12 protein-coding genes are annotated in these 12,138 nt (G+C 67.9%); 4 read left to right on the top strand and 8 right to left on the bottom strand.

Annotation, left to right across the window (positions count from 1 at the left end; all coding sequences use genetic code 11):
- The first annotated feature begins 5 nt into the window (after positions 1–5).
- Positions 6–548, top strand: coding sequence for a hypothetical protein (locus tag IHQ52_RS10975; protein WP_024497560.1), 543 nt, complete (start codon positions 6–8; stop codon positions 546–548).
- 144 nt (positions 549–692) lie between these two features.
- Complete coding sequence (locus IHQ52_RS10970; RefSeq protein WP_220455778.1) at positions 693–2,126, top strand: PepSY-associated TM helix domain-containing protein; 1,434 nt, start codon at positions 693–695, stop codon at positions 2,124–2,126.
- A 235-nt stretch (positions 2,127–2,361) separates the two neighbouring features.
- On the opposite strand, the gene IHQ52_RS10965 is transcribed toward IHQ52_RS10970, so the two are convergent.
- Positions 2,362–2,796, bottom strand: a complete 435-nt coding sequence (locus IHQ52_RS10965) for a CBS domain-containing protein (protein ID WP_006434399.1) — start codon at positions 2,794–2,796, stop codon at positions 2,362–2,364.
- Positions 2,797–2,854: 58 nt separating this feature from the next.
- Positions 2,855–3,310 carry an Hsp20/alpha crystallin family protein gene (locus IHQ52_RS10960; RefSeq protein WP_006434398.1) on the bottom strand — a complete coding sequence of 152 codons (456 nt, stop codon included), beginning with the start codon at positions 3,308–3,310 and terminating at the stop codon, positions 2,855–2,857.
- A gap of 213 nt (positions 3,311–3,523) precedes the next feature.
- Between IHQ52_RS10960 and IHQ52_RS10955 the strand changes: the two genes are divergently transcribed.
- Positions 3,524–5,146, top strand: a complete 1,623-nt coding sequence (locus IHQ52_RS10955; protein WP_024497558.1) for an alkaline phosphatase D family protein — start codon at positions 3,524–3,526, stop codon at positions 5,144–5,146.
- A gap of 3 nt (positions 5,147–5,149) precedes the next feature.
- Here IHQ52_RS10955 and IHQ52_RS10950 read toward each other — a convergent pair whose 3' ends face one another.
- Together IHQ52_RS10950 and IHQ52_RS10945 are read right to left on the bottom strand one after the other, a co-directional pair.
- Positions 5,150–6,238 carry a 3-deoxy-7-phosphoheptulonate synthase gene (locus tag IHQ52_RS10950; protein WP_006434396.1) on the bottom strand — a complete coding sequence of 363 codons (1,089 nt, stop codon included), beginning with the start codon at positions 6,236–6,238 and terminating at the stop codon, positions 5,150–5,152.
- Between the two features lie 255 nt (positions 6,239–6,493).
- Positions 6,494–6,940: an Lrp/AsnC family transcriptional regulator gene (locus tag IHQ52_RS10945; RefSeq protein ID WP_006434395.1), complete on the bottom strand. Its 447-nt coding sequence runs from the start codon at positions 6,938–6,940 to the stop codon at positions 6,494–6,496.
- A 96-nt stretch (positions 6,941–7,036) separates the two neighbouring features.
- On the opposite strand from IHQ52_RS10945, the gene rocD reads away from it, so the two are divergent.
- Positions 7,037–8,251: an ornithine--oxo-acid transaminase gene (rocD, locus tag IHQ52_RS10940; RefSeq protein WP_024497557.1), complete on the top strand. Its 1,215-nt coding sequence runs from the start codon at positions 7,037–7,039 to the stop codon at positions 8,249–8,251.
- Positions 8,252–8,286: 35 nt separating this feature from the next.
- Here rocD and IHQ52_RS10935 read toward each other — a convergent pair whose 3' ends face one another.
- Genes IHQ52_RS10935 through mca form a run of 4 tightly spaced genes read right to left on the bottom strand, consistent with a single transcriptional unit; the run spans position 8,287 to position 12,137 of the window.
- Positions 8,287–8,811 carry a TspO/MBR family protein gene (locus IHQ52_RS10935; RefSeq protein WP_024497556.1) on the bottom strand — a complete coding sequence of 175 codons (525 nt, stop codon included), beginning with the start codon at positions 8,809–8,811 and terminating at the stop codon, positions 8,287–8,289.
- Between the two features lie 38 nt (positions 8,812–8,849).
- Positions 8,850–10,874: a thioredoxin domain-containing protein gene (locus IHQ52_RS10930; RefSeq protein ID WP_374978494.1), complete on the bottom strand. Its 2,025-nt coding sequence runs from the start codon at positions 10,872–10,874 to the stop codon at positions 8,850–8,852.
- On the bottom strand, positions 10,849–11,241 hold the full coding sequence (locus tag IHQ52_RS10925) for a hypothetical protein (protein ID WP_035760218.1): 393 nt from the start codon (positions 11,239–11,241) through the stop codon (positions 10,849–10,851). The genes IHQ52_RS10930 and IHQ52_RS10925 overlap by 26 nt, the downstream gene beginning before the upstream one ends.
- Positions 11,241–12,137 carry a mycothiol conjugate amidase Mca gene (gene mca / locus IHQ52_RS10920; RefSeq protein WP_006434390.1) on the bottom strand — a complete coding sequence of 299 codons (897 nt, stop codon included), beginning with the start codon at positions 12,135–12,137 and terminating at the stop codon, positions 11,241–11,243. Before mca ends, IHQ52_RS10925 begins: the two co-directional genes overlap by 1 nt.
- Position 12,138: the final 1 nt, after the last annotated feature.

Raw genomic sequence — 12,138 nt, 5'->3', positions numbered from 1 at the left:
CGGCGGTGAACCCGGCCCAGCAGACCGTGAACAGATTGCGCGGATGCGCAGTCGGCGCGCTGTCCGCGAGCACGGGCATCGCCGCACACGGGATGGCCGGCGGCGCAGTGCCCGGCACCTCGTCGCTGCTGGTGATGGTCGCCGCATGCGTAGTACTCGGCGAGACCGTCGGCACGACACTCCGTCGCCCGGCGGGTTGGTTCACGACCTCGGCGTGTCTCGCCTTCGGCCAGCTGGTCGCCCACCTCTCGTTGACCACGCTCGACGATGCAACCGCTCACGGACACCATGGCGTCGGCGCCGTGACACCGACGATGGCCGCCGTGCACCTCGGCGTCACGGTCGTGGGCGCTGTCGCGATCCGCGTCGGAGAGACCGCGATCCCCGCCGTCCTGACCGCGATCGTCGCCGCTCTCCGGCAGGTTCTCGACCCGCCGACCGTCGAGGCGCCGAGGCTCGATCGTCTCTTCGCCGTCTCCGACGCGCGCCGGAGTCTCCGCGCCGTTGCCGCCCTGGACACCCGGGGCCCGCCGCTGATGGCCGGCTGACCATCCATCTCTCACCGACCCGCTGATCCAGCGGGCCGGTCGGCGCGTATACCCGGCGGTCACCGACTGACCGATCATCGTCGTGGCTGCCGCGCGCCGTCATCATCGAAAGGCGGGCCCGTGCCCCACTCTTCTTCTCCGGTCATGTCCGATCCACCCGACACTCCCGAGACAGCCGGCTCACCACCGGCCCGTCCCTCGGGCTGGCAACCGCTCTTACGGCGACTGCACTTCTACGCCGGTTTGTTCGTCGCACCCCTCCTCGTCGTCGTCGCGATCACCGGTGGCCTGTACGCGATCGCCCCGTCCCTCGAACAGGTCGTCTACCGCGACCAGTTGCACACATCCAGCTCCGGTGACGCCCGACCGGTCGCCGAACAGGTCGGCGCCGCGGTTCGGCTCCGTCCCGACCTGACGCTCTCCGCGGTGCGGCCGGCGGCCTCCCCCGGCGACACCACCCGCGTGCTGTTCGACGACCCGACGCTCGGCGAATCCGAACGGCAGGCCGTCTTCATCGACCCGGTCACCCTGGAGTCGACAGGGCAGCTCGTCTCCTACGGCAGTGCTGCCGCCCTACCGTTGCGCGCCTGGTTGAGCGGCCTGCATCGCAACCTGCATCTCGGTGAGCCCGGCCGGATCTACAGCGAGCTCGCTGCCTCCTGGCTGTGGGTGGTCGCTCTTGGCGGTCTGGCACTGTGGATCTCACAGGCGAGACGTCGCCGTTCCGCGGAACACTTTGCGACGTTCGACGCCCAGGCGACCGGACGGAACCGGACCCGCAACCGCCATGGGGTGATCGGAGTGTGGCTCGTCGTCGGATTGGTGTTCTTGTCCGCCACCGGGCTCACCTGGTCGAAGTACGCCGGCGACAACGTGGCCGAACTCCGGACGGCGCTGAGCTGGACGACGCCCACGGTCGTCACCGCAGTGGGTGATCATGGTGATCACCACGCCGACCATGGTGCCGAACCACAACCGGACGCCTCGTCGATGATCGACGAACTCGACCGCGTTCTCGATGCGGCGCGGGCCGCGGGTGTCGACGACGCCGTCGAGGTGACCCTGCCGTCCGACGCCGGCACCGCGTTCACGGTGACCGAGACGCGTCAGCCGTGGCAGTTCACCCCGGACAGTGTCGCCGTCGACGGCGCGACCGCGCACATCGTGGACGAATCCCGGTTCGGCGACTGGCCATTGGCGGCGCAGCTGACGAACTGGGGCATCGCCCTGCACATGGGCATCCTGTTCGGCTGGATCAACCAGCTGGTGCTTCTGCTGTTGTCGATCGCCTTGCTGGCCTTGATCATCCGCGGCTACCAGATGTGGTGGCAACGCCGTCCACGGCGGTCGGGACGTCTCGCGGTCGGCCGTCCGCCGGTCCGTGGCGCGTTACTTCGGCTGCCGTCGCCATCCGCGACGGCAGTCATCGTCATCGCGGTCGCCATCGGTTGGTTCCTGCCCCTCCTCGGGCTCAGCCTGACCGTGTTCGTACTCGTCGATGCCGTGATCTCGAGGTGGCCACGCCGCAGGGCAGACATCCCTACAGGCGAGCAACTCACGGTACCGCAGGTTCTGTGAACACAGTGCCCAGCTACCTCCGGACGCGGCCGATCGCCCGTCTCCGGGGGTGCTGGGCATCGTGTGGGCGGGTGCACTCGGCGGAGTCGGCTCAGCAGGTCACATGTGCATGTCCATCGGCGGCATCATCCCCATGCCGTGCATCCACATCATCAGGTGGTGACAGATATGCATCATCTGATCGAGCATCCTTCCTCACCTCCCCGGGTTTCGACGACGACACCGGACAGCCGGTTCAGGAAGAGGGCCGCCCAGTCGGTGCGCAGATGGCTTCGACAAACGACCCGACCGCGTTCTCCGGTAGGTGACGTGCGATATCGGCTTCGCTGATCATGCCCACGAGACGATGTTCCTCGAGTACGGGGACACGACGGATCTGGTGTTCCTCCATCATGTGCATCACCTGCTCGACGTCCGCGCCGGCATCGACATGGTAGGTACGGCCCTGTGCCAGGTCACCCGCCGTCATCGTCGACGGGTCACGTTCGGCAGCAATACATTTCACGACGATGTCGCGATCAGTGATGATGCCCTGGAGGCGATCGTCGTCGCCGCAGATCGGCAGTGCCCCGACATCGAGCTCAAGCATGAGCTTGGCTGCGGAGCCGAGGGTGTCGTGTTCACCGATACAGGTCGCACCGGTATGCATGATGTCGCGTGCAGTGGTCATCAGATGTCTCCAAACTCATTGTGAATAACTGCTTTACACCGTCATCGGCGTTACACCGTCAGTTGCCCTCGCCGCCCTCGGCGGGGCTCCTCTTGATCTCGATCCGCTTCTCGGGAGACGGCGCTTCGCCCACCGGCATCGTCACGGTGAGGATGCCGTCGGTATAGGTCGCGTCGATGTCGTCCTCCTTCGCACCTTCGGGCAGCGGCACGGAGCGATAGAAACTCCCGTAGTGGAATTCCGTCCGGGTGCCTTCTTCGCTGCGCTCCTCGCGTTCCGCCTTGATCGTCAATCGCCCGTCACGGACGCTGATGTCGAAGTTCTTGTCCGGGTCCATACCGGGCAGTTCGGCACGCAGGGTGTACTTGCCCTCATCGAGGTGTTCCTCGACGCGGATCAGACGTCCTGCCCCGGAGCCCCATGGAGGCATGGACTCGAATCGGGACATCAGATCGGACCAATCCGGCAACGCCGGCCACGACGGGTTGGGACGGCGGGCTGATCGAATACTCATGGCTACCTCCGAAAACAGGGGAATTCGAGATGACTGACCTCTTGATTGCATGCCGAATCAGTACGTTGCGGTAGGGCCAACCGTCATCCATCGAAGGACTGTAGACTCAGTCCCACCCTCGCCTTCTTCACCTCGCCTTCTCTTCACGCGAACATCACGTTGCCGCCGCCTCTCGGTGGCGTCCACGTCAGGTGATCCTGGTCGGCTGAGGCCATGCCGGGAACCCCGGCCGGTACACCGCCGGCCACACTCCACTGCGACCCCGACCTCACCCTTCGGGCAGGCACCCCCCGACGCCGGTTCCTCTCCTGGGCCGGACTCGTGACGGGACTGGCCTTCACCCCGGGACTGCTGGGCGGAGCTCCTCCTGCTGCGACCTCCCCGGCGCATTCAGCCGGCGTGTTCTCCCTCGGAGTCGCCTCCGGCGATCCCCTGCCGGACGGCGTCGTGCTGTGGACGAGGCTGGTGCGCAATCCGTTCGCCCGACTGGGCGGGATGGGTTCACGTCCGGTGCGCGTCGAGTGGGAGATCGCCGCGGACGAGTCGATGACACGAGTCGTCCGACGCGGGGCCGCCCACGCCACCGCGGAGTGGAGTCACAGCATCCACATCGACGTGCGTGGCCTCGCCCCCGCGGCCGATTACTTCTACCGTTTTCGTGCCCTCGGCGAGATCTCCCCGGTCGGGCGGACCCGCACCGCCCCGGCTCCCCACGCCCGCGTCGGCGCCTTGTCCATCGCGGTGGCGTCGTGTCAGAACTGGGCGGACGGTTACTACCACGCCTTCGCCGACATGGCCGCGCACGCACCGGATCTGGTGCTGCACCTGGGTGACTACATCTACGAGAAGCCGATCCCGGGTGACGCCCGCCGCGGTGTGGCGCGACCGGTGTCGGCGGCACGCGAGGCCGTCGGTCTCGACGACTATCGGGAACGGTACGCCCTCTACAAGACCGACCCCGACCTGCAGCAGGCTCATGCGGTGTCGCCGTTCGTGATCTCCTTCGACGATCATGAGGTCGACAACAACTGGGCCGCAACGATTCCCGAGGACAAGACATCCCTCTCGGAATTCGCCGTCCGCCGCGCCGGAGCGCTGCGGGCGTGGTGGGAGAACACCCCGGTGCGGACCACCGCACGACCTGACGGCACCTTCATCCGCGCGCACCGGCGCCTCACCTTCGGCGACCTCGCGGAGATCAACCTCCTCGACACCCGCAGCCACCGCAGCGATCAGGTGAACGGGGACAACGACTGCCCGCAGAACGCCCGAACCGCGGACCCGTCGCGGACGATCCTCGGTCCGCGGCAGGAACGCTGGCTCCTCGACGGCCTGGCGTCGAGTCGCGTTCGATGGGATGTCCTCGCCCAGCAGGTCCCGATGGCCGACCTGGCCCGCGGCGAATCCCGGGCGGTCAGCATGGACGGGTGGAGCGGCTACGAGTCATCGCGACGTCGCATCCTCGACGGGGCGGCACACCGCGGCGTACGAAACCTGGTGTCCCTTGCCGGCGACATCCACCGGAGCGTCGTCGCCGACCTACGGACCGACTATGTCGACGCCTCCCCCACCCGCGGAGTCGAACTCGCCACGACGTCGATCACGTCCGGCGGCGACGGCGAGGACAGCGACGGCAGCGACCGCCGGCTGAAGGCCGCCTCGCCGCATGTGCGGTTCGGCAACTCCCAGCGCGGCTACCTGCTCAACCGCATACAGCACGACCGGTGGGAGGCCGAGTTCCGCGTGGCACCGTCGGTGCGATCACCACGCGGCTCGCTGCGGCGCCGCGCCGTCGTCACCATTCCCGACGCGACCGCCGAGGTCGACGTCGTCTGACCGTCAGGCGCGAGCGAGCACGTCGAGGACGGTGGCGCTGGCCTCCCAGCCCATGCACTTGTCGGTGACCGACTTGCCGTACACCAGCGGGGTCGCGTCCGTCGACTGGGCGCCGGGCTCGAGGAAGCTCTCCAGCATCACGCCGCTGATGTTCGAGGCCTCGCCGGCCTCCCGGGCCGCACGCAGGGTCGCCGCGATCTCGGTGGCGACCTCCGCCTGGCGGATGTGATCCTTACCGGAGTTGGCGTGCGAGCAGTCGATCATCACCCGCGCCGGGAGGCCCGCCTTCTCGAGGGCCGCGGCGGCCGACGCGATCGACTCGGCGTCGAAATTGGGTCCGCGGGTACCGCCCCGAAGGATGATGTGGCAGTCCTCGTTGCCGGCGGTCTCGACGACCGCGCCGTTGCCGAAGTCGTCCACTCCGAAGAAGACATGTTCGGCCGCAGCGGCATTCACCCCGTCGATGGCGACCTGGACGTTGCCGTCGGTGCCGTTCTTGAAGCCGATCGGCATCGACAGGCCCGAGGCGAGCTGGCGGTGCACCTGGGATTCGGTGGTGCGGGCGCCGATGGCACCCCAGGCGACGGCGTCGGCGATGTACTGCGGGCTCGTCGGCTCGAGGAACTCGCAGCCGACGGGCAGTCCGAGGTCGATGATGTCGAGCAGCAGTGATCGAGCGGTCCGCAAGCCGCGTTCCACGTCGAAGGTGTTGTCCATGCCGGGGTCGTTGATGAGACCCTTCCAGCCGACCGTGGTCCGCGGCTTCTCGAAGTAGACCCGCATGACGATCTTCAGGCGATCGGCGTAGGCCTCGGCCAGCGGTGCCAGACGGCGGGCGTAGTCGATCGCGGCGATCGGATCATGGACCGAGCACGGTCCGACGATGACGAGCAGGCGCTCGTCGCGGCCGGCGAGGATGTCGGCGATCTCCTCGCGGTCCCGCGCAACCGCGAGCGCACGACGCGCGGTCAGCGGCAGCTCGCTGCGGACGGTGTCCGGCGACGGGATCGGACGGAAGGACTTGATCCGACGATCGGAGGTCGATTCGGTTTGCTCGGCCGTACGCGTCGAGAGATCCGGGAGTGTGGTCACGATGTGTGCCTTTCGAGGTCATGCCCTGTCGGTGGTCAAACCGGGGCACGCCTTCTCAGTGGTGGAGCCCCGCTCAAAACGACAAGAGCAGCGACCGTATGGTCGCTGCTCGGGCTCCGGGTGTTACGTGCGCGCGCTTGGTCAGCGCTTCATCGTGGCCCCACCCGGAGCCTCGATAAAGCGCCAATAGGCGCGCACGGTGCTGATCACGGCGACAACACTAGCACAGGGCTCTCCTACGGATGGCCATGGGTGTCAGGGGTGACCCCGGTCGATCAGTTCACTGAGCACGATGATCGATTCGGATCTGTCCACCGGACCGGCGGCCCGGATGCGCTCGAGTGCCTGCTCGAGGTGGCGCACATCGCGGGCGCGAACCCGAAGGATGGCGTCGGCCTGACCCGAGATCGTCGCCGCGCTGACGACCTCGGGGATCGGTTCCCACGACGCCTTGAGCTCGTCGGGTGAGATGTTGCCGCGGCAATACACCTGCACATAGGCCTCCGTGGTCCATTGCATGGCGTGTGGATCGACGATCGCGGTGAACCCCCGGATCACCCCGTCGTCGAGGAGCCTGTCGACGCGCCGCTTGACCGCGGGCGCCGAGAGTCCGACCTCGTCGCCGATCTGGGCATAGGTCGCCCGCGCGTCGCGGGTGAGGCAGGCAAGCACCTTCTCATCGAGATCGTCGAGGTGTCGCAACAGAGGTCCCCTTTCCGGGAATTCGCGGCGATTTGTTGCGCCCATACGCAATTCACGGCGATTGTTTGCACCGGAGTCCGACGATACCCTCGATTCATGACGCTGATGCCCCACGACGTGAAACCTCCCGACCACGATGTGGAACCGCATGTGGCACACAACTACTCGCCGATCCCGGTGACCGCGGCCAGCGCCGAAGGCGGATGGATCACCGATGTCCACGGCAAGCGTCACCTCGACTGTCTCGGCGCCTATTCGGCGGTCAACTTCGGACACCGGCATCCGCGGATCGTCGCCGCGGCACTCGAGCAGATCGAACGGGTCACCCTCACCAGCCGCGCGTTCCGCTCGGACCGGCTCGAACCGTTCTGCGCCGCACTTGCCGAGTTGTGCGGCAAGGAGATGGTGCTGCCCATGAACACCGGCGCCGAAGCCGTCGAATCGGCGATCAAGGTCGCCCGCAAATGGGGATACGACGTCAAGGGCGTGCCCGACGGCCGCGCCACGATCATCGTCGCCGGCGGCAACTTCCACGGCCGCACCACGACGATCATCTCCTTCAGCGACGACCCCGACGCGCGCAACGGATTCGGTCCGTACACACCGGGTTTCGTACGCGTCCCCTACGGCGACGTGGAGTCACTCGCCGCTGCGATCGACGAGACGACCGTCGGTGTCCTGGTCGAGCCCATCCAGGGTGAGGCCGGGATCATCGTGCCGCCCGACGACTATCTGCCGCGAGTACGCGCTCTCTGCACCGCCGCCGACGTGCTGTTGATCGCCGACGAGATCCAGTCCGGCCTCGGCCGCACGGGACGGACCTTCGCCCTCGAACACTGGGGCGTCGAACCCGATGTCTACCTGCTGGGCAAGGCGCTGGGCGGCGGGATCGTGCCGGTGAGCGCGGTCGTCGCGAACAGCGACATCCTCGGGGTCCTGCACCCCGGACAGCACGGCTCGACGTTCGGCGGGAACCCACTCGCCGCGGCGATCGGTCACACCGTCGTCGACATGCTCGCCGAGGGCACCTGGCAGCGACGCGCCACCGACCTCGGCAACCACCTGCACACGCGTCTCGGTGAATTCGTCGGCCACGGTGTTATCGCGACCCGCGGTCTCGGACTCTGGGCGGGGATCGACCTCGATCCAGCACTCGGCACCGGCAAGGACTTCTGCCTACGCCTCGCCGAGCATGGCGTCCTGGCCAAGGACACCCACGGTTCGACGCTGCGCCTCGCCCCTCCGCTCGTCATCACGGTGCCGGAGATCGATTGGGCGGTCGATCGATTCGCGGAAGTGCTGCACGGCTGAAGTGCTGAAGTGCTGAACGGATGAGGGCGGCCGGGTCAGCGTGACACGAGCTCGCGGTCGCGGTTGAGCCACCACGTCGACGTGGACAGCACCGTGGCGAACGCACACCAGGCCGGGTAGGCAGCGAGCGCGGCCCCGGCCGGCGCATTCACTGCACCGGTGCGTCTGGCGAGGTCCGCGCTGCTGACCGTGAGGACTGCCGCGGCCACCGACGCAGTGCCCAGCGCCCCCTTACCGAAGTAGATCCAGCTCCACGCCCCGTTGAGCGCGAGGTTGGCGCCGAGCGCGGCGAGGTACGCCTGTTTCGTGTCGTTCTTCGCGTCGCCCGTCGTCGCACCTGCCGCGGATTCGTCCAAGCCGTCGATCGCGACCGCCGAGGTGACCGCGATGTCGGTGTAGAGGGCGGTCCAGGCCACCGGGAACACCCAGGCGGGCGGGACGAAGGAAGGTTTCTTCAGCCGCGGATACCAGGTCTCGACCGCCGGCCTGGTCACGATGCTGCCGATGGCACCGGCCGCGGCGGTGGCGAGTGAGGTCCCGGTCAGGGTGGAGATGCGCATGGCCACGAGTACCCGTCACGCGGTATCCGACACCTGCATCACCTCAGCTGCGCGGCGAGTGATTCCTCATCCGTGACCGGAAGCCCGCACACCGTTCCCCGGCACACGTAGGCCGCGTCGCGTCCGCCGACCGGTCCGCGGGCGACCAGCAGCGGATGCGAATCCGGTTCACCGGCGACGACGACCGCGCCGCCGGGGACATGCGCCCAGGACGCTCGGGTCAGCGCCTGATCCGACGCCGGGCCCTGCGCGACGGCGATCTGCAAGGGGCCGGCGACCCGCGCCGACATCACCGACAGCCAGTGCCCCGCCGATCGCGGAAGCTTGGCGACGATCACCGAGGCACGGGACAGACTGTGTTCCAACAGTTCTGCATAGCCGACCGCCCTCTCCGGGTCGGCGAGCATCGACGCGGTCAGCAGCGCCTCGGCCATCAGCGACGCACCCGACGGAGTGGCGCCGTCGATCGGGTCGCGAGGACGGGCGATGAGTCCTTCGCCCGTGGCGTCGAACCAGGCGCCGGGCGCCTCCGGGTCGGCGAAGAGTTCGATCGCGGTGTCGAGCAACCCCAATCCTGCTCCGAGCCAACGGGTCTCGCCGGTGACCTGGAACAGTGTCAGAAGAGCCGTACTCAAGGCCGCATGGTCGTCGAGTCCGCCGTCGGCCCCCACGGCACCGCCGAGCGACGAACGCCGAAGCCGACCACCGACCAGGTGGCCGCGCAACAACTCATCGGCGCAGCGGACCGCGTCGTCGACGAAACCGGTCTCGCCCAGCCCGGCGCCCGCCTCGGCGAGCGCGGTGATCGTCATCGCGTTCCACGCGGTGACGACCTTGTCGTCGCGGGTGGGCTGGACACGTCTCGCCCGGGCGTCGAACAGCGCGGCGCGCACGGTGCCGAGGCGGTCGCGGTCCTCCGGATCCGCCGGGAGCTGCAGCGTCGAACGCCCGTGTTCGAAAGTGCCCTGTTCGGTCACGACGAACAGCTCGGCGGCCCGACGTCCCGCCTCCGGCCCGAGCACCTCGGCGAGTTCGTCCGGAGTCCACACGTACGTGGAGCCCTCCACCCCGCCGGCATCGGCGTCGAGCGACGAGGCGAACCCGCCCGGCACCCGGAGATCCCGTCGGAGGAACGTCACCGTTTCCTCGACGACGCGGTGCGCGAGCGCATCTCCGGTCCGTCGCGCGAGGTGCGCGTAGGCACGTAAGAGCTGTGCGTTGTCGTAGAGCATCTTCTCGAAATGGGGCACGACCCAGCCGGCGTCGACCGAGTAGCGGGCGAAGCCCCCGCCGAGTTGGTCGTAGATGCCGCCGCGACCCATCGCGTGCATGGTCCGGCCGGCGGCCTCGATCGCGGCGGTGTCGCCGGTGCGTTCGGTGTGCCGGATCAGCGCGTCGAGAAGAGCCGAGGGCGGGAATTTGGGTGCGCCGCCGAAACCGCCGTGCTCACGGTCCTCCTCGTCCAGCACCGTGCGGACACCGTGTGCCAGCAGCCGGTCGTCGACCGGAACGGTTCCCGCGGGTAGCGGTGAGGTGTTCACCACAATGTGTTCGCGCACCTTCGCGGCGGTGTCGTCGAGGTCGGCGCGTCGCTGGGTCCACGCCTCGGTGACCGCGGTCAACACCTGCCGGAACGACGGCATCTGCCCGCGCGGACGGGGCGGGTAGTAGGTGCCGGTGTAGAACGGGTCGCCATCGGGGGTGAGGAAGCAGGTCATCGGCCAGCCTCCCTGCCCGGTCATCGCGACGGTGGCAGCCATGTAGATGGCGTCGATGTCGGGACGTTCCTCCCGGTCGACCTTGATACAGACGAAGTCACGGTTCATCTGGGCCGCGGTGGTCTCGTCCTCGAAGGACTCGTGTGCCATCACATGACACCAGTGGCAGGCCGCGTAGCCGACCGACAACAGGACCGGCACATCGCGGTCGCGTGCCCGGCTCAGCGCGGCGTCGGACCACTCCTGCCAGTGCACCGGGTTGTCGGCGTGCTGCCGGAGATATGGGCTCGTCGCCGAGCCCAGCATGTTCGACGACCCGTCAGGTGTCCGCCGGTCGTCGCTCATCGGTCCCGGTCGTGCTCGTCGCGTCCTGGTCGCCGGCTGCGGCGTCGTCGGGTGTTGCGCCATCGGATACGGCGCCATCGGGTGCAGCGTCGACGGGGGCCGAGGCAGCGGCGATCGGACCGGACGGATCGGTGCCCTCGTCGAACGCCTGATCCGCTTCCGGGTGCTCGGTGTCGAAGGACTCGGGCAGCTTCTTGAGCTGACGGCCCATCGACCAGATCAGGAACGCGGTCCCGACCAGCAACACCAGGATGACGAGCAGTCCCAGAGGGGACGACTTGCCGAATTCCGGTCCCTGCGGCTCCTCCGCCGCGACGACCATCACGGTGTTCACGAAGTCCACGTTGTTCACGATGTCGATGTTCATCACGCCTCGATTCCGGCGAACAGATCGGTTTCGGGCAGGGCCGTCTTCACGCGCGTCTTGGCCAGCTCGAACTCTTCGGTCGGCCACAGTCGCTGCTGCCACTCCAGCGGTACGGCGAAGAACATGCCGTTGGGGTCGATCTGCGTCGCATGGGCCCGCAGCGCATCGTCACGCTGTGGGAAGTACTTGGCGCATTCCACCTGGGTGGTCACCCGGCCCATCAGGTCACCGCGACTGGGATCCCACTTGCTGAGCCACTCGGCGAACGGACTCTCCTGGCCGTGACGCGCGAACTCGTCGGAGAAAAGGACCATGCGATCGCGGATGAACCCGTGCGTGTAGTAGATCTTCGACACCGTCCACGGTTCACCGGTTCCGGGGAACGCGTCGGGTTCCCCGGCCTGGTCGTAGGCCGCCAGCGACACCTCGTGGCAGCGGATGTGATCGGGGTGCGGATATCCACCGTGCTCGTCGTAGGTGATCATCACATGCGGACGGAACTCCCGGACGACGCGGACGAGTGCCTCCGTGGCCTCCTCGAGCGGTACGGTCGCGAACGAGCCCTCCGGCAGCGGCGGCAGCGGGTCGCCCTCGGGCAGCCCCGAGTCGACGAAACCCAGCCAGGTCTGCTTCACGCCGAGTGCCTCGGCGGCTTTGGCCATCTCCTCGCGGCGGACCTCGGACATCCGCTCTTTGATGCCGGGACGGTCCATCGCCGGATTCAGGATGTCGCCCCGCTCGCCACCGGTCAGGGTGACGACGAGCACCTCATTGCCCTCGGCCGCATATTTGGCGGACGTGGCCGCACCCTTGCTCGACTCATCGTCGGGGTGCGCGTGGACCGCCATCAGACGGAACACACCCGGCTGCGGGTCGTCGGCGTGGGTTTCGGTCACA

Origin of the sequence: Gordonia amicalis (genome assembly GCF_022059885.1) — a bacterium.
GTDB lineage: Bacteria > Actinomycetota > Actinomycetes > Mycobacteriales > Mycobacteriaceae > Gordonia > Gordonia amicalis.
Note: the sequence above shows the minus strand (reverse complement) of the source record. Positions and strands in the feature narration are given on the sequence as shown.

Excerpts from the sequence above, each read along its gene's own strand:
- IHQ52_RS10970 (WP_220455778.1), top strand. The coding sequence starts at position 693 with ATGTCCGATCCACCCGACACTCCCGAGACAGCCGGCTCACCACCGGCC.
- IHQ52_RS10965 (WP_006434399.1), bottom strand. The coding sequence starts at position 2,796 with ATGACCACTGCACGCGACATCATGCATACCGGTGCGACCTGTATCGGT.
- IHQ52_RS10960 (WP_006434398.1), bottom strand. The coding sequence starts at position 3,310 with ATGAGTATTCGATCAGCCCGCCGTCCCAACCCGTCGTGGCCGGCGTTG.
- IHQ52_RS10955 (WP_024497558.1), top strand. The coding sequence starts at position 3,524 with ATGCCGGGAACCCCGGCCGGTACACCGCCGGCCACACTCCACTGCGAC.
- rocD (WP_024497557.1), top strand. The coding sequence starts at position 7,037 with ATGACGCTGATGCCCCACGACGTGAAACCTCCCGACCACGATGTGGAA.
- IHQ52_RS10935 (WP_024497556.1), bottom strand. The coding sequence starts at position 8,811 with ATGCGCATCTCCACCCTGACCGGGACCTCACTCGCCACCGCCGCGGCC.
- IHQ52_RS10930 (WP_374978494.1), bottom strand. The coding sequence starts at position 10,874 with ATGAGCGACGACCGGCGGACACCTGACGGGTCGTCGAACATGCTGGGC.
- IHQ52_RS10925 (WP_035760218.1), bottom strand. The coding sequence starts at position 11,241 with ATGAACATCGACATCGTGAACAACGTGGACTTCGTGAACACCGTGATG.